This is a genomic window from Kaistia algarum, from assembly GCF_026343945.1.
In the GTDB taxonomy this organism is placed as follows: domain Bacteria; phylum Pseudomonadota; class Alphaproteobacteria; order Rhizobiales; family Kaistiaceae; genus Kaistia; species Kaistia algarum.
Genome location: NZ_JAPKNJ010000002.1, coordinates 916,113 through 936,609, shown reverse-complemented (window position 1 = coordinate 936,609; position 20,497 = coordinate 916,113). Strand labels below are relative to the sequence as shown.

Sequence of the window (20,497 nt, the reverse complement as noted above, 5' to 3'; positions counted from 1 at the left end):
GTGTCATGTCCCGGACCGTCGCCGCAGCGGAGAGGCCGTGCCTGTCGCTCCGGGGCATTTCCAAGAGCTATGGTCGGGTCGAGGTCCTCCATGCGGTGGACCTCGACATCCCGAAAGGCCAGATTCTAGCCCTTATCGGTGAGAACGGTGCCGGCAAGAGCACCCTGATGAAGATCATTGCGGGCGCGGAAATGCCGACCGCGGGCCTGCTTGCTTTCGAGGGCGACGAGCGGCACTTCGGATCGCCTGAAGCGGCGCGCCGGGCGGGCATCTCGATCGTCTATCAGGAGCACGCGCTTCTGCATGACATGAGCGTCGCGGAAAACCTCTTCCTCGGTCGGCCGTTGCGGCGGCCTTCAGGCCTCCTCGATGTCGAGGCGATGGCGCAGGCCGCGCGCCGTGTCATCGATCGGCTCGGCGTAACAATAGATGTGCGCCGGCCCGTCGGCGAATTGTCACTGGCGGACGCGCAGATCGTCGAGATCGCGCGCTCGCTGGTCGACGAGGCCCGCCTTGTCATCCTCGACGAGCCTACCGCAGCGCTCGAGCGGCGCGAGCGCGAGACGCTTTTCCAGGTCATGCGCGAGCTGGCGGCCTCCGGCGTGACCATCATCTTCTGCTCGCATCATCTCGACGAGATCGCCGCGGTCGCGCACCGCACGATCGTGCTGCGCGACGGGGTTCTCGTCGACGATCTGCCGCGGGACGCCATGCGGCCGGAGGCCATCATCCAGGCTATGATTGGCGGCAAGCTCAAGGAACATTATCCGAAGGTCGCGGGGGCCCGGCGCACGGATCCTGCCCTGGTCATCGACGGACTGCGCGTCGGTCAGCGGCCGCCATTCGATCTGCGACTCGCGCGCGGCGAAATTCTCGGTCTGGCCGGCCTCGAGGGGTCCGGTCGTGCCGAGGTGGCGCGGGCGCTCTTTGGCCTGGTTCCGGCTGTGGCGGATCGTATCGAGATCGGGGGCCGCAGGGCCAATCTTCCCCGCCAGCCGCGGGAGGCGATGACGGCGGGACTCGGATTCCTGCCGGCGGATCGCAAGAGCGAGGGGCTGTTTCTCGATCAGTCGATCGCCTTCAACGCCTCGATCGCCGCGCTTGGTCGCTTTCGGCGGGGAGGGCTCATAAGCCCAGGCGCGGAGCGCGGAAGCGTGGTCGCCGAACTGGGGCGTCTCGACCTGCGCTACAACGGTCCCGATCAGGAAGCCGGCGAACTGTCGGGCGGCAATCAGCAGAAGGTCATGCTGGCGCGCTGGTTTGGCCGCGCGCCGGAGATCCTCCTGTTCGAGGAGCCGACGCGAGGCATCGACGTGCGAGCCCGAGCGGAAGTCTACCGCCTGATCGGGAAATTCGTCTCCAGCGGCGGCGCGGCGATCTTGGTCTCGTCGGACAATGCCGAGCTCGTAGGGATCGCCGATCGCGTCCTCGTGCTTTATCGCGGCCGTGTCGCAGCCGAGCTGGATGGCACTGAAATCAGCGAAGCCGCCATTGCGCGGTACAGTTATTCCGAAGGACTTGCCCATGTCGCTCTCTGAATCCGCCAAGCCGCAAGCCCGTTTCGATTTCTCGCGTGGTGGCGGGATCTTCATTGCCTTCATCTTGCTCTGCGCGGTCCTCTCTTTCGCGACGCCCTATTTTCTGACGTTCGATAACCTCGTCCTCGTCGCCCGCCAGTCCGTCTTCATCATGATCGTCGCGCTGGCGATGACCTTCGTGATCGCCATGGGGGGAATTGACCTCTCCGTCGGCTCCACCATGGCGGCCGCCGGCATGCTGGTGGCGGCGCTGCTGGATGGCGGGGTCCCCACCGGGATTGCCGTGCCGGCCGCCCTCGGGTTCGGCTTGCTGATCGGCCTGACCAACGGCCTGCTGATCGCCGGACTCGGAATGGCGGACTTCATCGTGACGCTCGGTACGATGAGCGTGCTCCGCGGGCTCATTATGGTCTATTCGCAGGGTGTGCCGATCTTCGGCCTGCGCGTGCCTGCCTTCCAGTATCTGGCGCAAGGCTATATAGGCCCGTTGCCGGTGCCGGTGTTGATCGGTATCGCCCTATTCGGCGTCTGCGCCATCCTGCTCTACAGGACCGAATTCGGCAGACGAATCATTGCGATTGGCTCAAATGCCCGCGCCGCGGCACTGGTCGGCGTACCGCTCGGCCGTACCCGCATTACGGTCTATGCGCTCTGCGGACTGTTCTCGGCGATCGCGGGTATCCTGCTCACCTCGCGCCTCGAGGCCGCGATGCCCGAAGCCGCCATGGGTAATGAGCTGGATGTCATTGCGGCCGTCGTGATCGGTGGTACACGGCTTTCGGGGGGGAGGGCGATCCTTGTCGGGACGGTCATCGGTGCGCTGGTCATGGGCGTGGTTCGCAATGGGCTCACGCTGCTGCAGGTCAACACCTTCTGGCACCAAGTCGTGATCGGGGCGATTATCCTGCTCGCGGTCGCCATTGACCGCTATTCCAGCAGAAGGTCGCGTCCGTGACGGAGAGTCGTAAGCCGACCTTGCGCGATGTCGCGCGTCTCGTCGGCGTGTCAGAGCAGACCGTTTCCAATGTTCTAAACGACCGCCCGAATGTGCGCCCCGAGATGCGGGAGCGCGTGCTGAAGGGTGCGGTCGCACTGAACTACCGCGTCAACATGCTGGCCCGATCGCTCAAGACCAGCCAATCCACGCTGATTGCGCTGATCTTTCCGTCGGTGACGAACCCGATCTACGCCGAAGTGGCGGATGTCGTCAGCCGGGCCGCGATGCGTCAGGGCTATTCCATCGTCCTGGCCAATTCGGGGCGCGATCCCCGCGTCGAGGCGCAACTAGTCGAAACGGCGCTCGATCATCGCGTGGCGGGCATCCTGCTTTCGTCGATCGATCCGACCGGCGGTTCCGGCCGGCGGGCCCTCGCCGTCGGTGTGCCCTGCATCCAGATACTGAACCGCGACCCCGTATGGACGGGAGAATATTTCGGGGCAAACAACGTGCTCGGCGCGCGTGACGCGGTCGCCTGGCTGATCGCGCATGGGCATCGCAAGATCGGCCATTTGCGAGGCCTCGCATCTTTCGTCGGAGAGGAGCGGCTGCGGGGCTATCGTGACGCCCTGACCGGCGCTGGTCTTGCCTTTGATCCAACCTTGGTGGAGGCGGGGCAATTCAGCCGTGCCGGCGGCGGCGAGGCCTGTGCGGTCTTGCTCGACAGGCATCCCGATATGACCGCACTGTTCTGCGCCTCGGACCTTATGGCCTATGGCGCGCTGGACGAGCTTTCCAGTCGAGGATTGAGCGCGCCGGCGGATCTGTCGGTGGTCGGCTTCGACGACACGTCCTTTTCTTCGCTCGCCGCGATCTCCCTCACGACCGTGCGCTTTGACATCGAGGGCCTCGCCTCGGCGGCCGTCGATCGGCTGATCGCGCGCATCGAGGGCCGGCTTCCGGCTGGCACGGAGCCCGCGACCGAGATTTTCGAGTGCGGGCTCGTAGTGCGAAACAGCACCGCGCCGCTGCGACACATCCGGAGGACTGATTGATCATCGTCGACCCGCACCATCATCTTTGGGACCTCGGGCTCCACTACTATCCGTGGCTGGTCGACGAGCCGGTTCAGGCGGTGTTCGGACCCTATGAGGCGATCCGCCGGAACTACCGGATCGCCGACTTGCGCGCGGAAAGCAGCCGGTACGAGTTGATAAAGTCGGTGCATATCCAGACCGACTTCGAACCTGGCAACCCGGTGGGGGAAACGGCATGGCTGCAATCGGTCGCCGACGACCCGGCATCCGGCGGGATGCCGAACGGTATCGTCGCTTATTGCAACCTCGCAGATCCGGACGCGCAGGCAATCCTCGAAGGCCATGCCCAATATCCCAATCTGCGAGGAATCCGGCACATCCTCAACCACCATCCCGATCCGGTCCTGACATTCACCGACCGCGACTTCCTCAGGGATTCGGCCTGGCTGGACAATTTCGCCCTGCTGCAGCGATTCGACCTCTCCTTCGACCTGCAGCTTTATGAACCTCAGATGGCGGATGCGGCGAGGCTGGCGAACCGCTACCCCTCGACGCAGATCATCCTGAACCACACGGGAATGCCGCATGACCGCACCGTGGAGGGGATAGAGGCCTGGCGTAAGGGGATGCGCCAGCTGGCCGCCTGCGACAATGTCGTTTGCAAGATCAGTGGGCTCGGCATGCTCGACCATCGCTGGACGATCGAGAGCATTCGTCCTTTCGTACTGGATGCCCTAACTATATTCGGATCCGATCGTTCGATGTTTGCAAGCAATTTCCCCGTCGATCGGTTGTTTTCCAGCTATGATTTAATTTGGGATGCGTTCGATGCATTGACGGAGGATCTGTCAGAAGACGAGAGAAATCGTCTGTTCGTTGGCAATGCAGAACGCTTTTATCGGATCTGACCGGGAGTTGCATGATGGATGATCCTCTGGTCGGCCGCCTGCGTGCCATCGTCGGCAAGTCAAACGTTCTGACCGGCGATCGAAGGACCGGACGTTACCGGAAAGGGTACCGCTACGGTGAGGGACCGGCGTTCGCCGTCGTTCGGCCGGGCAGCCTGCTCGAACAATGGCGGGTCTTCGTCGCCTGCGTCGAAGCGGACTGCATCGTCATCGTCCAGGCTGCCAACACTGGGCTCAATGGCGGCTCGACACCATCGGGCCAATATGATCGCAGGGTGGTCATCATCAACACGATGCGCATCGACCGCATCGATCTCCTCGGCGGCGGGGAACAGGTTCTCTGTCTTGCCGGCGCGACGCTGCATCAGCTTGAGCGCAAGATTCGCCCGCTCGGTCGAGAGCCGCATTCCGTGATCGGCTCGACGACCATCGGTGCCTCGGTCGTCGGCGGGGTCTGCAACAATTCAGGCGGCGCGCTCATCCGGCGTGGTCCTGCCTTCACGCAGTTGGCCCTGTTCGCAGGGGTCGACGAGGACGGGCGGCCCCACCTCGTCAATCATCTCGGCATCGCGCTCGGCGTCGGGGCGGAAGAGATCCTCACGCGCCTGGATCGCGGCGCTTATGAGGAGGCCGATATCCTGCGGGACGGCACGGCTCTGGCTTCCGACCCCGACTATGGCCACCTGATCCGCGATATCGATGCCCCATCTCCGGCGCGATACAATAATGATCCACGACTATTGTTCGAAGCATCCGGCTGTGCCGGAAAGCTCTGCGTCTTCGCGGTCCGATTGGACACTTTTCCGAGTTCCGGTCCGTCAAGAGTGTTCTACATCGGCTCAAATGACTACGCCGAGTTGACCCAGATTCGACGCGATATTCTCGGCGGATTCGATCATCTTCCTGTCGCTGGAGAGTACTTGCACCGTGATGCCTATGAGCTGGCTGCCGAATATGGCAAGGACCTCTTCCTGCTTATCAAATACGCCGGGACCAGCCGGATTCCGCTCGCCTTCTCCCTCAAGAGCCGCTTCGACACCCTGACCAGCCGGCTGGGCCTGGGCGATAATCTCTCCGATCGCTTGTTGCAGGTCCTGACCCGATCGCTGCCCGAGCATCTTCCTGCGCGAATGAACGATTTCGCCGGCCGGTTCGAACACCATCTCCTGCTCCGGGTCGATGGCGGGGGCATTGAAGAGACGCAAGCCTATCTTGCGGGCGTATTTCCTTCGGGGACCGGCGACTACTTTGAGTGCGACGAGCGGGAGGCCGCCGATGCCTTCCGCCACCGTTACGCCGTGGGCGGCGGCTCGGTACGCTATCGCGCGGTGCATCGCGACACGGTGGAGAATATCGTCGCCCTGGACCTGGCGCTGCCACGCAACACGCTCGACTGGCGCGAGAATCTGCCGGACGGTGTGAAATCGGCGATCGTGCAGAAGATCCCCTGCGGGCACTTCTTCTGCCAAGTCTTCCACTACGACTATGCCGTAAGGAAGGGTGTCGACTGGCTGGACATCGAGCACCGGATCATCGCCCACGCGGCCAGCCGCCACATCGAGTTCCCTTCGGAACACAATGTCGGTCATCTCTACAAGGCGGGACCGAACCTGGCCGGCTTTTATCAGTCGCTGGACCCAACGAATACGATGAATCCGGGCATAGGACTCACCTCACGTCACAAGGACTGGGCCTAAGTGTTGGATCCCGGCTTTGGATGGTGCAGTCTTTTCGCAGGGTTGGAAGGATCCGCTATGGGCCGGACCGTCGCCGTCGTCGTGGCGCTCCCCGGTGAACCGCATCGGCATCCATTTCCACTTCCCGCCGCGCTACGCCAGCGGTCCGACGGCTCGCTACATCATCCACATGTTCGCGATGTGCTGCCGCGAGAACGGCATCAAGCACCGCTTTACCAAGATCAACCATCCATGGACCAACAGGCAGGTCGAACGGATGAACCGGACAATCAAGGATGCCGCCGTCAAGCGCTATCACTACGACAGCCATGATGGGCTCAAATGCCACTTCGAAGACGTCGTCAGCGCTTACAACTTTGGCCGGAGACAGAAGCCCCTGAGGGGCCTCGCTCCCTACGAGTTCATCTGCAAGCGCTGGACTTCAGTGCCTGAACGATTCACGCTCGATCCAATCCATCAAATGCCGGGGCTGAACAACTAGCCGGCAGACAGGGCATAAATTCTCGTAGACGAAGGGTCAAAAGACGCGAGCTTGATGTTACACCCAGCGAGTAAATCGATTGTCGAGGGAGTCTGAGCTTGGTGGGGCCGAAGGTGACGCTGGGGGTTCTTGCGGAGCGGACCGGCTTCGACAAATCGACGATCTCGCGCGCCTTGCGGAACGATCCGACGCTCTCGATCCGGGCGGAGAACCTCGCCCTTATCAAGCGGACCGCCGAGGAGCTCGGCTATCGACCGGATCCGGCCGGACGAAGCCTCAAGGCATCGCGCAGCTATGCGCTGGGCGCCGTCGTTCCCTCCCTGCAAAACCAGATACACGCCCAGATCGTCGAGGGCGCCCAGAGCGCCTGCCTTGCTGCCGGCTATTCCCTGCTGGTCGTGAATGCGGAGCCAGGTCGCCCGCAGCGCGAACTCTATCGCCAGCTGGTCGAGAAGCACCGCGTCGAAGGGCTTCTTGTGCTGACCTTGCAGAACGAAGCGGTCGAGCTGCCGGAACTGACCGCGCTTGGCGTGCCGGTGGTCATGGTGAACCGGCGTTCGGAGGGTTTCGGCAACTTCGTCGTGGTGGCGGAGCGGGCCGGCGGCGAACTTGCGACAAGCTACCTGATCGATATCGGTCATCGACGCATCGCGCATCTCAGCGGTGAGATCGGACGCTTCAACGCCGGCGAGCGTTTTCAGGGCTATCGCGATGCGCTGGAGAAGTCTGGGATCGTCTATGATCCCGACCTTGTCGAGCCCGCCGGCTATTCCTTCGAGCAGGGTGCCGCAGCCATGGAGCGCCTGCTCGACCGCTGCCAGGGGAGATTTACCGCGGTCTTCGTCGTCACGCTGCTGGCGGCGGCAGGCGCGATCAGCGTCCTTCGCAAGCGCGGTGTAGCCGTCCCAGGCGACGTGTCGGTCATGGCATTTCATGACGGTCTGCTGGCACGCGCCATTTCGCCGACGCTGACGACGATCGCCTATCCGCTCGTCGACATGGGGGAGGCGGCTGCCAAAGGTATGATCGATATTCTCGAAAAGCGCCGTACCGCCATCACGACGACCTTCGCCGAGGGGCGGGTCGTCGAGCGCGAGAGCACCGCCCCAATCCGCTTGTGAGACGGCTTGACTCGATTCTGACAACCCTCTATTTGGAAGTTAGTAAAACGTTGGACTAATCGATTTTCTGCGATTTCGATGGGTCTTGCGGGGGGAGGGGATTGCGATGATTGATCTTGGGATGCCGCACGTGCCGACGGTGCGCCATGGGGTGATGCGTGCGCGTCGCCTCGGCACCCCCCGTTCCATGGCCAGGGTGCGCTAGGCATGTTCCTTGGAATCGATCTCGGCGCCGGCAGCCTCAAGGCAACGATCATCAACCGCGACGGCGCGCTGCTGGCGGAGGCGTCGGCTCCGGTCGAGACGCTGCGGCCTCGGCCGGGCTGGGCCGAGCAGCGGCCGTCGGATTGGCTGCGCGCCATGTCGGCCGCCCTGTTCACCCTGGGTGAGTGGACAGACCTGCACGAGCTTGACGGCATCGCCTTTACCGGTGGAACGCATAGCTGCGTCCTGCTCGACGCCCATGGCGAGCCTGTTCGCCCCACCATTCTCTGGAGCGATCAGCGGGCCGGTACGGAAGCGGCGGCGCTCAACGAGCGCATGCAGGAGCGGCTAATCGCGATTGCCTACAACAAGGCGGCGCCGACCTGGTCGATCGCGCCGCTGCACTGGCTGGTCAAGAACGACCCCAACGCGGTGCGGCGGACGGCGCAGGTCCTGTTCGTGAAGGACTATCTGCGTCACCAGCTCACGGGCGATTTCCTCACCGACCGCATCGATGCGCAGGGTACGCTGATGCTCGATGGCGCGGATTTCACCTGGTCCGACGAGCTCTGCGATGCCATCGGCTGGAACCGCGCCACCTTGCCCGAGATCCGCAACCCCACCGACAAGGCGGGTGTGGTCAATTCGGCTGCTGCCGGGCGTTTCGGCCTTCGAGCCGGCACCGCGGTCTATGTCGGCACCTGCGACACGGCCGCTGAAGTGTGGGCTGCCGGTGCCGTCGATGTTGGCAGCGCGGTCATCAAGCTGGCGACCGCCGGCGTCGTCAGCGTCATGGTCGATCGGCCCTATCTGCAGACGGACATCGCTTATAAGAGCTTCGTCGTCCCGCAGAGCGGCTATGTGCTGGCCGCCATCAATTCCTGCGCATCCGCCCATAAATGGCTGCGGGGCATCATCGCCGGTCGCGGCGCCGCTTCGGCTTCCTTCGATGAGCTCGATCTCGAGGCGGGCGCAACCGCCCCGGGGGCCGACGGGCTTCTGTTTCATCCCTATTTGCAGGGCGAACGGGCGCCCTACTGGGACCCCGCGCTCCGCGCGGATTTCCTAGGTTTGACGATGTCGCACGAGCGCGGCCATCTCGTGCGCGCCTTCTATGAGGGCGTCGCCTTTGCGCTGCGCGACGCGGCGAGCCGCTTCCGCGCAGCGGGCCTGGCGATCGGCAGCGCGAGCCTCGTCGGCGGCGGCGCGGTCAGCGAGGTCTGGGCGCAGATCATTGCCGACGTCTTCGCTATTGAGGTGCGACGCCCGGTGCATGGCGATGCGTCCTATGCCGCCGCCCTGCTGGCGGCCGTCGGAGCAGGGGCGTTCGCCGATGAGACTGACGCCGTCCGCCGCGCCGTTGTCTTCGGTCCGGCGATCCGGCCCCGCGAGGACGTGGCCGCCGCCTACGACCGGCTCTTCGGCCGGTATCAGAGATCCAAGCAACTGCTGACCGCGCTCAACCACGAGATCAGTGCCGACGCCTGAATTTGCCGGTCGCTGGGCGCTTGGTATCCGCGACGGCAGAGCGATGAAACTTGGGAGGAGAGAACATGAAGAACTGGATACGATCCGTCGCGCTCGCGACAGCGCTGGCGGCGCTGGCCGGGCCAGCCCTGGCCGATGACGACACCTTCAAGGTGGGCATGGTGACCTATTTGACGGGCGACTGGGGCTATCCCGGCACGTCGACCAAGCGTTCGTTCGAGATCGCGGCCGAGATGAAGGGCACCGTTCTCGGCAAGAAGATCGAGCCGGTCATCGTCGACGCGCAGAACCCGAACAACCAGGTCGCGGAAGCCCAGCGGCTGATGGCCCAGGGCATCAAATACTACATTCAAGGCTACAATCTCGTTCCCGTGCCGCTCGCGCGCTATGTCGTCGACAATGGCGGCCTGATGGCGGACGGAACGAGCTGGTTCCCCGACCTCACCGAGGAAGGCGGCTATCCGAACTACTTCATGTTCATGCCGTCCTGGAAGGACTTCTCCAAGACGCTCGTCGATTACTCGTTGAAATTCGGCAAGGATAATCTCGGCAAGGATCCGAAGGATCTGAAGATCGCCCTGATCGGCAATCCGATCATGAGCTATGTCGGCGACGAAGCAGCCCGGATCCTGGAAGAGAAGGGTATTCCTGCGGCCATCCACGAGACCTATGGCAACGACATTGCCGATTTCACGCCCCTCATCACCAAGATGAAGGAAGCCGGGATCGACATCGTCATTCCCTACCAGCTCGGTGCCGATGCGGAGCTGTATCGCCGCCAGGCCGCCGGCCTCCAGGAAACCCCGCCGATCCTGCTGGCCGCGGGCGTTGGATATGACCAGCCCGAATTCGCCAATATGGGCGACGCCGCGCTCGGTTCCATGTCGCTCTCCTATACGGTTCCGGAGATGAAGGAGGCGTCCGCGCCGGGTCTCAAGGAGTTCAAGGAGCGCTACAAGGCGAAATACGGCGAGCTGCCGGTCACGCATGGCCTGCAGACCTTCGCGACGGCCATGGCCTTCTTCGAAATGGTCGAAAAGGCCGGATCCTTCGACATCGACAAGGTCCGCCAGACCATGGAGACCATCGAGATCCCCCGCGGCCAGCTGCCGAACTACTGGGGCGTCAAGTTCGACGAGAAGCACAACAACACGCTGGCCAACCCGCTGATCATCGGCCAGTGGATTCCCGGTGCCGATGGCAAGCCCGTCTACAAGGTCGTCTATCCGGCCGAGCTGGCCGTCGCCGACCCCATCATCCCCTACTTCAAGAAGCACTGAGCCGCCAATCCGACGGAGGCGCATCCGCGCCTCCGTCGCCCCAGTGTGCCAGGACGTGCGGCAGAGATCATGACGCCACAGATCATCCTAACGCTGCTGCTGAACGGCCTGTTCACCGGCGCCATTTACGGCCTGTTCGCGAGCGGCCTGACCTTCCAGCTGGGCTCGCTGTCTATCGCCAATTTCGGCTATGGCAGCTGGCTGATCCTGGCGATGTACACGACATTCTTCGCGCTCAAGATCTGGAACATCCCTCTTGTGTTTGTCGTGCTCATTCTGCCGATCCTCTACTTCGCGGTCGGCTATGTCATCCGCAACAGGCTGCTGGCCGGCGGGTCGCTGAACGTCCAGATCCTGTGCACGATCGGCATCGCCATGATCGTCGACGGTCTGATCATCCTGTTCTATTCGCCTGCACTTCGCACGCTCGGCATCATCGAACCGCTGATCGAGATCGCGCCGGGCATCCGGATCGGCGCCATCCGCCTCACCGTCTTCATTCTTGCCGCCGTGCTGCTCATCCTCTTCCAGCTCTTCCTGCAGCGATCGCACCTTGGAAAGGTCATTCGCGCCGTCGTGCTCGAGAAGGAGACGGCGATGCTGATGGGTATCAATTCCGAGCGCATCATTGGCATCGCCTTCGGCATCAGCTTCGTGCTCATCGCTATCTCGGGGATCATGCTGATCCATCTCTTCCCGGTCACGACCTCGGCCGGCTCGACCTATCAGCTGATGAGCTTTCTCATCGCGACGATCGCCGGGCTCGGGAACATGCGCGGCGCCTTCTATGCCGGCCTCGCCATCGGCGTCCTGAACGCTTTCCTGCTCTACTTCGCCGCCTCCTACGTCACGGTCGTGATTTTCAGCCTCTTCGTCGTCGTCCTGATCCTGCGTTCGGGCAGGACGGCCGGCATGCGACATATCTGAGGAACGCAAGCCATGCATCGCAACCTGGCGAGGCCCATCGGAATTGTGCTCATTGTCGGCCTGATCGGCGGACTGCTGACGCTGCCGCTGTTCCCGTCGCCGTCGACCACGTACCTCATGGGCCTGATCCTGCAGGTCATGCTGTTCGTCTATCTGGCGCAGGCCTGGAACCTCGCCGGCGGCCTCGCCGGGCTCTTCAGCCTCGGTCACAGCGCCTATTTCGGCATCGGCGCCTACGCCTATGCGATCGGCGTCGCCAAATACGGTTTGAACCCGGTTGCCTGCTTTGCGATCGGCCTCTTTCTCAGCGCGATCCTTGCCATTTTGACCGGGCTGATCAGCACGCGCCTGTCGGGCATGTTCTTCGCGATGGTGACGCTGGGGCTGAATGAAATCCTGCTGAACCTTGCGTCCCAACTGACCTGGCTGACCAAGGGCGACGCCGGCACCTATCTGCGGAAGCAGTTCACGATCAGCTTCACGACGGCCTATTGGGTCTTCTTCGGCCTCTGCATCGCAGCCTTCGTCCTGATGGCGTTCGTCCGCTATTCGAAGCTCGGAACGCTCTGCGTCGCGATCAAGGAAAATGAAGGCTTTTCGCGCGCCATCGGCGTGAATACGGGCCTGTGGAAGATTGTCATTCTGCTGATCAGCGCTGCGATGGTGTCGATCGGAGGCGGGTTCTTCGCGATGTACCAGGGCATCGTCGCGCCGACGATGGTCTTCTCCTTCTCGATATCGATCAAGATGCTCATCGTCACGATGATCGGCGGCATGGGCACGGTCTTCGGACCGCTGGCCGGCGCGGTTCTGATCGTGTTCGACGAACTGGTCCGCGCCTGGCTCGGAAGTTCGTTCGGCGGCATTTCGCTCATCGCCTACGGCACCATTCTCGTGGTGTGCGTCTTGTTCCTGCCGAAGGGGATCATGGAGCGGCTGCGTCCCGCTAGCAGGGAGGCATCGTCGTGACGGTCAAGATGGCGAAAGCCCAGCCCATGCTCGAAGTCGTCGGGCTCGGCAAGACATTCGGCGGCCTCGCGGCCAATACCGACATATCGTTCAGCGTGGCCCAGGGCAGTGTTTCCGGTCTCATCGGGCCGAACGGCGCTGGCAAGTCCACCCTGTTCAAGACGATCCTCGGTATTCACCGGCCGGATACCGGCCGGATCCTGCTGGGCGGCCAGGACATCACGAAGGCGAGCCAGCAGAGCCGATGCCGTAGCGGCCTTTGCTGCACATTTCAGATCTCCGAGAGTTTCACGGAGATGGACGTCCGCGAATCCGCGATGGTCGCCGCCTACAGCCGGACTTCGCGGCGAAGCGAGGCGAAGGTCCTGGCCGATGGAATCTTGCGAGAACTGGGCCTCGCGGCCCGCGCTGATCGCCGCAACTCGGAACTCAATGCCTTTGAACGCAAGAAGGCGGAACTCGCCACGGCGCTTGCGACAGGGCCGAAGCTGCTGCTGCTCGACGAGCTCTTTGCTGGCTGCTCGCTCGGCGAGATCTCGGAACTGATCGACATTCTCGGCCGGCTGAACCAGCGGGACGGCATCACGCTGATCATCGTGGAGCATGTCCTGCACGTGATCATGAGCATGAGCGATCAGGTCATCGTGCTGGAAAGCGGACGCATCATCGAAACCGGAACGCCCGAGCAGGTCTCGACGTCCCCCGCCGTGCTGAAGGCGTATCTCGGAGAAGACTACAATGTTGATGAGCATCAACAATTTAGACGCCCGGGTTAAGCGCCTCCCGGTTTTGAAGGGGGTCAGCCTGGAGGTCGAGGAAGGCCGGATCACCGTCATTGTCGGGGCGAACGGATCCGGAAAATCGACATTGCTGCGAACCATCGTGGGGCTCAATCCGGCGAGCGGCGGCAGCATTCTCTTCAATGGCGAGGAGATCAGCAACCGCCCCGCCTATGAGATCGCGGCGCGCGGCATCTCGCTGGTTCCGGAAGGGCGGCGACTGTTCTCGGAGATGACGGTCGCCGAGAATCTTGAGATGGGCGCCTATCTCTGCCGGAACGACAAGGCCAAGGTCAGGGCCAATCTCGACCGCGTCTATGAGCTCTTTCCGGTCCTGAAGGAACATCGCGGCCGCAAGGCCAAGACGTTCAGCGGCGGCCAGCAACAGATGATTACCCTCGGGCGCGGCCTTATGAGCAGCCCGAAATTGTTGATGATCGACGAATTGTCGCTCGGCCTGGCGCCCAAGGTGATCAGCGAGATCCTGGAGAAGATCGTTGTTCTGAATAGACAGGGCATGAGCATCTATCTTGTCGAGCAGAACGTGAAGCAAGCGCTACGGATCGCTGACTATGGCTATGTCCTGGACAACGGCCGGATCGCGATGCAGGGCGCCGCGAGCGATCTTCTCAACGACGAAAACGTCCAGAAAACCTATCTCGGGCTCTAGGGAATACCATCTTGTACGGAACCGTTTCTAATCCAGCCCTGCGCGTGCTCGGCGCGCCGCGCGAATATATTCAGGGGCCTGGCGCGATCCACGAATTGCCGCATCTTTCCGGTCGCTACGGATCGGGCCGCCTGCTGGCGGTCGTTGATCCCTTTGTCGTCGGCTCCATCCGCGACAGTTTGGAGCGCGGTTTTGCCGAGGCAGGCCGAACCGTCCAATGGGAGGTGTTCGGCGGCGAGTGCACAGAAGCAGAGGGCGAGCGTCTTGCCGCGGCCGCTAAGGCTTGCGATGTCGTGGCCGGCATCGGCGGGGGCAAGTGCATCGACGCCGGCAAATATGCGGGGCTTCGTTCCGGCAAGGCCGTCTTCTCGGTGCCGACCATCGCGTCGAATGATGCGCCGACCAGCCGGCTGATCGTGCTTTATGACGAGGCGCATGCGGTCTCCGGAACACGGTTCCTTCCCTTCAACCCCGATGTCGTCCTCGCCGACACGGACATCATCGCCGCCGCGCCGCCACGCTTCCTTCGCGCGGGGATCGGCGACGCGCTGACCAAGATGTTCGAGGCGCGATCGGTCGCCGCGGGCAAGGGCGGCAACAGCTTCTCTGCGAGGCCTCCCTTCGTCGCGGTGCGTCTCGGCGAGATCTGCTTCGAGACGATCCTGCGTTCCGGCGCGCCCTGCCTCGACGCGCTGGCACGCGGGGAGCGTCATGCCGATTTCGAGGAGCTGATCGAGGCGCTGATCCTCCTGAGCGGCCTCACCTTCGAGAGTGGCGGGCTCTCGATTGCTCATGCCATGGTCCGCGGATTGACGCGCGTTCCCGAGCTCTCCGCCTATCTCCATGGCGAGCAGGTCGCCTATAGCGTGCTCGTCCAGTTGCTGGTGGAAGGGGACGAGGACCTCCTCCACCGTTCGATCGCCTTCAACCGTGCGATCGGCCTGCCGGTCGCGCTCGCCGACTTTGCCCTCTCCGGTGCTCAGCTGGAGCAGGCCATCGAAACGATCGCAGCCGGCACTCTGACATCCCCGTTCCTGCGCAACTTTCCAACGCCGATCACGGCGGCAGACCTCGCGGACGCGATGCGCCGTCTCGAGAGGCTGGCCGATTCCGTCCCATCCGAGAGATAATCATGCCGGTCCTCGACCAGATCGAACTCTTCCACGTCACCGCGCCGTTGCCGGCTCCCTTCGAGCCGGCCTGGGTTCCTGGCGGCGCGCGGACCAAGACAAGCTTCTATCTCATTCACCTTGTCACCGAGGACGGTGTCGAAGGCTGGAGCGCCTTCTCCGCTTCCGGCCGGGAGCGGGCCGGTATTGGCGACAACCTGGCCGGTCTGTTCCTGGGGCAGGATCCGACCGACATCGACATGGTGCAGGAGCGCATCAAGATCATGGCGGTCGGCGGCATCCGCAATTGGTGGATCGAGCCGGCATTCTGGGACATCAAGGCCAAGATCGCCGGCCTGCCGCTCTACCGGCTGCTTGGCGGGACGGACGATACCATTCGCCTCTACCTCTCCTCCGGCGAGGTTCGAAGCTTGTCGGGGCGCCGCGAAGAGGCCGAAGCCCGGCTCGAAGAAGGCTTCGATACCATGAAGGTCCGCGTTCATGATTGGGACGAACGGGTCGACATCGAACAGATCCAGGACATTGCGCAGTATATGCAGGGCCGCATGAGCATTGCGGTCGACTGCAATCAGGCGTTCCGCCTGACGCAGCATGGCGATGCCCCGCTCTGGGATCTTCCTCGCGCCAAGCGCTTTGCCGACGCGGCCGCCGATGCGGGGCTCGTTTGGGTCGAAGAGCCGCTATTCATGGAATGGTACGAGGAGATGGCTGAGCTTACGGCCTATTCCCGAGTTCCGATCGCTGGCGCGGAACTGCATACGGCCGGCTATCCCGAGCTGAAATACATGGTGGAGAAGCGGTGCTACGCCGTGTTCCAGCCCGACGCGATGTGGGCCGGCGGCGTCAGGCAGTGCATGCAGGTCGCAAAACTCTGCCGCCAGCACGGATTGAAATTCAGCCCGCATAGCTGGGGCAACGGTATCGGCTTCATCGTCAACGCCCATATCATGGCGGCGAGCGGCTTTGCCGGCGAGATGCCGTTTGAATTCCCCTATTGCCCGCCGGGCTGGACGATCGAGGCGCGCGACGCCTTGCTTCAGGAACCCTGGCGGCACGACCGCGGCTCCTTCCACATGCCGACGGCGCCCGGCCTCGGTTTTGAAATCGACCCCAAAGCGCTGGCGCAGTTCGGTGTCTGCTTCTTCCGTGCCAGGCGGCGCGAGAGCCACTGGATGCCCGAGGCGCTGATGGGCGTGATCGGCACGCGCGAACAGAAGAAGAGCTGACATGACCTATCATTTCGGGACCTACGTGGCGGGAAGCTGGCAGCGCCGTGGCGGAAGCGACTTCGTCACCGTCAATCCCGCAAGTCCGGGAGAGATCGTCGGCGTTTATGACGCCACCGACGCCGTCGCTCTCGATGCCGTTTTCGCCAGCGCTCGTCGCGCCCAGGCAGAATGGCGCGATGTTCCCGGCATCCGCCGCCAGGCGATCCTGGAGGACTGGCTGAACGCCGTCGAGGCGCGGTGCGAAGACATCGCCCTCGCCATCACCTTGGAGATGGGCAAGACGCTGGCCGACGCACGCGGCGAGATTCTCTATGCGTTGAAGGAGGCCCGCTTCACCATTGGCGAGGCCAGCCGCGCTATCGGCGAGGTAATGCCCTCCGCACGCCCGGGCCTGCGGAACATGACGCTGCGCCGTCCGCGCGGCGTCGTCGTCGCGGCCACGCCGTGGAACTATCCGGTGCTGACGCCGCTCCGCAAGCTGGCGCCGGCCTTCGCGCATGGCAATGCCGTAATCCTGAAGCCATCCGAGACGGCGCCGGCCTCGGCTTGCCTGATGGCGGAAATCGCCGACGCCTATCTGCCGCGCGGCCTGTTCCAGATCGTGCTCGGCGGCGCGGCCGTCGGCGCGGCGCTGGTCTCCCATGCTGAAGCCGATGCGGTCACCTTCACGGGCTCGGTGGAAACCGGACGACGCATCTATGTGGCGGCAGCGGCCAATCTCGCCGAGGTTCAGCTTGAGCTTGGCGGCAAGAACGGCATCGTCGTGCATGATACCGAGGATCTCGAGGCCTGCGCGGACGAGATCGTTGCCGGCACGCTGGAGAATGGCGGGCAGCGCTGTACTTCGATCAGCCGTCTCATCGTTCGGCGCGAGATCGCGGCCGATCTGGAGCGGGCGATCACGGAGCGGATGGACGCGATCGTCGTCGGCGATGGCCGCGATCCGGCGGTCGGCATGGGGCCGATGGCATCGGCCGCTCATTTCGAGCGGGTCCATTCAATGATGGCGCGCGGGGCAGGCGAGGGCGCGAGGCGGGCGACCGGCGAAGGACAGCACCAGGGCGGGGGGTTCTTCCTGCGCCCGACGCTCTTCGCCGACGTGCGTCCGGAGATGTTCCTCGCGCAGCAGGAGGTCTTCGGTCCCGTGCTGTCGCTGATCTCCTACGATACGGTTGACGAGGCGCTGGCGATCCTCAACGGCGTCGAATTCGGCCTCGCCGCCGCGCTGTTCTCGAACCGCCTCGATGTCGTGCAACGCTTCATCGCCGAGGCCGAGGCGGGGATGCTGCACGTCAACCACCAGACCGGCGTCGATCCCAACATGCCCTTTGTCGGCGTCAAGAATTCGGGCGTGGGCGCGGCGTCCATCGGGCGTTCCTCGATCCATTTCTACACGACCGAACACTCCGTCTACATCAAGTCGTAGAGCCGGCCATGTCTGAAGAATATGACTACATCATCGTTGGCGCGGGCTCCGCCGGCTGCGTGCTGGCCAATCGGCTGACCGAGAACGGCCGCTATTCGATCCTGCTGCTGGAGGCGGGCGGCACGGATCGCAGACCCTGGGTCCAGATCCCGATCGGCTACAGCAAGACGTTCTTCGATGCTGCCGTGAACTGGAAGTATACGACCGAGGCCGATCCCGGCCTCAATGGCAAGACCGTCTATTGGCCGCGGGGCAAGGTGCTTGGCGGGTCGAGTTCGATCAATGCCATGGTCTATATCCGCGGGCAGCGAGAGGACTATGATGGCTGGGCCGCGAAGGGTCTAACCGGCTGGGGCTTCGACGACGTCCTGCCCTATTTCAAGAAGTCGGAGGACAATATTCGCGGCGCCGACGCGTATCACGGCAGGGGCGGACCTCTGGCGGTCAGCGACATCGGGGCAGAAGTCCATCCCCTGACCCGCGCCTTCGTGAAGGCCGGCGTCGAGGCGGGCGTACCGAGGAACGACGATTTCAACGGCCCGTCGCAGGAGGGTATCGGCCTCTACCAGCTTAATATCCGCAAGGGCATCCGCAGCAATACCGCGAATGCCTTCCTGCGGCCGGCGCTACGACGGCCGAACCTGCGCCTCATCACCGGTGCACATATGACCCGTATCCTGCTCCAAGACGGCCGAGCGGTAGGCGTCGCGTACAAAAAGGGCGAGCTTCACGAGGCGCGCGCCCGCCGGGAAGTGATCCTCGCCGCCGGCTCGATCAACTCGCCGCAATTATTGCAGCTGTCAGGCATCGGCCCCGCCGGCCTGCTCGGCCGTCACGGAATTGCCGTTCAAGCCGATCTGCCGGCGGTGGGGCAGAACCTGATGGACCATCTCTATGTTTCCTATATCTGGCGGGCGAACCAGAAGACGCTGAACGACAGTTTCCGCTCCAACGCGTTCAAGGCGATGGCGGGGCTTCGGTATCTGACGACGCGTCGTGGCCCGCTTTCGATCAGCATCAATCAGGGTGGCGCCTTCGTGCGCACGAGGCCCGGCCTCGACCGGCCCAACATGCAGCTCTATTTCGTCCCGATGAGCTTCGGCGCCGACAGCAGCGCCGATGCCGAACTGCTCAATTTCCACGACTTCCCGGGCTTCATCATGTCGGCGAGTCCATGCCGGCCGACCAGCCGAGGGAAGCTGGAAATACGCAGCGCCGATCCCTTCGCGCCGCCGAGCATCATGCCGAACTATCTCTCGACCGAAGCGGATGTGGACGAGATGCTGGAGGGCGTCGCCTTCCTCCGCAGCCTTGCCAAAGCCCCATCGCTCGCCACGGCCATCGTCGAGGAAGTGACGCCGGGTCGGCGCGTCACGTCGCGGGAGGACGTGCTGAGAGATTGCCGCGACCGCGCCAATACGACCTTCCATCCGATCAGCACCTGCACCATGGGCACAGATCCCCGCACATCGGTCGTCGATGCCAGGCTTCGCGTTCATGGCTTAGCCGGTCTGCGGGTTGTCGACGCGTCCGTGATGCCCGACATGATATCCGGCAACACGAACGCCCCCACGATCATGATCGCCGAAAAGGGCGCTGATCTGATCCTGGCGGACGCGATCAGAAGGAACGCATAGCGACGTCGTCGCAAGGCTTCGATCCGCGTTGGGACCTAATCCCTGGCCAATCGCGTCAGGCATCGCCAAGCAGGGGTTCTGCCACCGGCACGGAAAGTCCCAGGGGCGCGCGTCGATGCCGAGCGCGTTGAGACGACTGCGGCATTGACGCTGCTCTGCGCTGTCAGCGCGTTGTCAGCTTCCGTTTGCGATCCTGCGATCGACGATGGCCGATTTGGGCTGTCGCCATTCGTTCAAGTTCAGGATCCGTGACGCCATGAAGAAGATCGCCCTCTCGCTCGCCGTCCTTGCGGCATCCGGTGCCTATGTCTGGAATCAGGGGGGAGCCGATCCCAGCGAGGCGCTTATCGGCCTTTCGCCAGCCAAGGCGGACACGGAGTCCCTTGCCGCCGATCCGGCATTGCCGGCGGAAGCGGACGGACCGGCCGCAGCGGCGAGCCAGCCGTCGCCGGCCGTCATCCAGCCATCAGGCCCCTATGCGCCGAGCCGCGAGCCGGCCAACCCTCCGCTGGTGACGGCATCGATCGCCGTACCGTCGGCGCCGGCGGCTTCCACGCCTGCGCCCTTGCCAGAATCTCAACCCGCGCCGATGTCGGTGGAGGCGGTTCCGGCTCCATCGGCTCCGGTCGCCGATTTGGCATCCGTCATCGCCCCGGCTGCGCCCCGGCCACGTCCGAGGCCACGCCTGCTGCGCGAGGTGCAGCCACTGGTGATGAAGGCGTCAATGACGGTTGCCGCCAGCGGCGGCTATACGGACGGCACTTTCACCGGGCCGACGGTCGACGCCTATTACGGCATGGTGCAGATCCAGGCCATCGTGCGGGGCGGCCGTCTGGCCTCCATCAAGGTGCTGCAATATCCCTCCGACCGCCGCACCTCGGTAGCGATCAACCGCCAGGCGCTGCCGATGCTGCGCGACGAGGCGATCGCCGCCCAGAGCGCCAATGTCGACATCGTCTCGGGCGCCACGCTGACCAGCGAGGCCTTCGCCCGATCGCTCAAGGGCGCGCTGCAGCGAGCCATGGCCTGAGCCATGCGC

17 protein-coding genes and 1 pseudogene are annotated in these 20,497 nt (G+C 63.6%); all 18 read left to right on the top strand.

What is annotated here, in order from left to right; translation table 11 throughout:
- Positions 1 to 5: 5 nt before the first annotated feature.
- The 18 genes and pseudogenes from OSH05_RS17605 (at position 6) to OSH05_RS17520 (ending at position 20,488) form a co-directional block, all read left to right on the top strand.
- Entirely contained in the window at positions 6 to 1,538 is a 1,533-nt protein-coding gene (locus OSH05_RS17605; protein WP_104220980.1) for a sugar ABC transporter ATP-binding protein, read from the top strand.
- Positions 1,525 to 2,493: an ABC transporter permease gene (locus OSH05_RS17600; protein WP_104220981.1), complete on the top strand. Its 969-nt coding sequence runs from the start codon at positions 1,525 to 1,527 to the stop codon at positions 2,491 to 2,493. Before OSH05_RS17605 ends, OSH05_RS17600 begins: the two co-directional genes overlap by 14 nt.
- Complete coding sequence (locus OSH05_RS17595; protein WP_104220982.1) at positions 2,490 to 3,530, top strand: LacI family DNA-binding transcriptional regulator; 1,041 nt, start codon at positions 2,490 to 2,492, stop codon at positions 3,528 to 3,530. Before OSH05_RS17600 ends, OSH05_RS17595 begins: the two co-directional genes overlap by 4 nt.
- Complete coding sequence (locus OSH05_RS17590; protein ID WP_104220983.1) at positions 3,527 to 4,420, top strand: amidohydrolase family protein; 894 nt, start codon at positions 3,527 to 3,529, stop codon at positions 4,418 to 4,420. The genes OSH05_RS17595 and OSH05_RS17590 overlap by 4 nt, the downstream gene beginning before the upstream one ends.
- Positions 4,421 to 4,431: 11 nt before the next feature.
- Positions 4,432 to 6,117 (top strand): D-lactate dehydrogenase, encoded by a 1,686-nt coding sequence (dld, locus tag OSH05_RS17585; RefSeq protein ID WP_323181464.1) that lies wholly within the window; start codon positions 4,432 to 4,434, stop codon positions 6,115 to 6,117.
- 166 nt (positions 6,118 to 6,283) lie between these two features.
- A pseudogene (locus OSH05_RS17580) lies at positions 6,284 to 6,598 on the top strand (integrase core domain-containing protein); the annotation flags it as partial.
- Between the two features lie 101 nt (positions 6,599 to 6,699).
- Positions 6,700 to 7,719 (top strand): LacI family DNA-binding transcriptional regulator, encoded by a 1,020-nt coding sequence (locus tag OSH05_RS17575; protein ID WP_266352755.1) that lies wholly within the window; start codon positions 6,700 to 6,702, stop codon positions 7,717 to 7,719.
- Positions 7,720 to 7,926: 207 nt separating this feature from the next.
- Positions 7,927 to 9,411 (top strand): xylulokinase, encoded by a 1,485-nt coding sequence (locus OSH05_RS17570; protein ID WP_104220986.1) that lies wholly within the window; start codon positions 7,927 to 7,929, stop codon positions 9,409 to 9,411.
- Positions 9,412 to 9,476: 65 nt separating this feature from the next.
- A complete protein-coding gene (locus OSH05_RS17565; protein WP_104220987.1) occupies positions 9,477 to 10,691 on the top strand; it encodes an ABC transporter substrate-binding protein in 1,215 nt (404 codons plus the stop codon).
- A gap of 69 nt (positions 10,692 to 10,760) precedes the next feature.
- On the top strand, positions 10,761 to 11,618 hold the full coding sequence (locus OSH05_RS17560) for a branched-chain amino acid ABC transporter permease (protein ID WP_104220988.1): 858 nt from the start codon (positions 10,761 to 10,763) through the stop codon (positions 11,616 to 11,618).
- Positions 11,619 to 11,630: 12 nt separating this feature from the next.
- Positions 11,631 to 12,587, top strand: coding sequence for a branched-chain amino acid ABC transporter permease (locus OSH05_RS17555; protein ID WP_104220989.1), 957 nt, complete (start codon positions 11,631 to 11,633; stop codon positions 12,585 to 12,587).
- Complete coding sequence (locus OSH05_RS17550; protein WP_104220990.1) at positions 12,584 to 13,363, top strand: ABC transporter ATP-binding protein; 780 nt, start codon at positions 12,584 to 12,586, stop codon at positions 13,361 to 13,363. The genes OSH05_RS17555 and OSH05_RS17550 overlap by 4 nt, the downstream gene beginning before the upstream one ends.
- Entirely contained in the window at positions 13,326 to 14,036 is a 711-nt protein-coding gene (locus OSH05_RS17545; protein ID WP_104220991.1) for an ABC transporter ATP-binding protein, read from the top strand. Before OSH05_RS17550 ends, OSH05_RS17545 begins: the two co-directional genes overlap by 38 nt.
- 11 nt (positions 14,037 to 14,047) lie before the next feature.
- Positions 14,048 to 15,166: a glycerol dehydrogenase gene (locus OSH05_RS17540; protein ID WP_165801711.1), complete on the top strand. Its 1,119-nt coding sequence runs from the start codon at positions 14,048 to 14,050 to the stop codon at positions 15,164 to 15,166.
- A gap of 2 nt (positions 15,167 to 15,168) precedes the next feature.
- On the top strand, positions 15,169 to 16,392 hold the full coding sequence (locus OSH05_RS17535; RefSeq protein WP_104220993.1) for a mandelate racemase/muconate lactonizing enzyme family protein: 1,224 nt from the start codon (positions 15,169 to 15,171) through the stop codon (positions 16,390 to 16,392).
- Between the two features lies 1 nt (position 16,393).
- Complete coding sequence (locus OSH05_RS17530) at positions 16,394 to 17,821, top strand: aldehyde dehydrogenase family protein (protein ID WP_104220994.1); 1,428 nt, start codon at positions 16,394 to 16,396, stop codon at positions 17,819 to 17,821.
- Positions 17,822 to 17,829: 8 nt separating this feature from the next.
- Entirely contained in the window at positions 17,830 to 19,458 is a 1,629-nt protein-coding gene (locus tag OSH05_RS17525) for a GMC family oxidoreductase (protein ID WP_104220995.1), read from the top strand.
- A gap of 256 nt (positions 19,459 to 19,714) precedes the next feature.
- On the top strand, positions 19,715 to 20,488 hold the full coding sequence (locus OSH05_RS17520) for an FMN-binding protein (protein ID WP_104221020.1): 774 nt from the start codon (positions 19,715 to 19,717) through the stop codon (positions 20,486 to 20,488).
- The last annotated feature ends 9 nt before the right edge of the window (positions 20,489 to 20,497 follow it).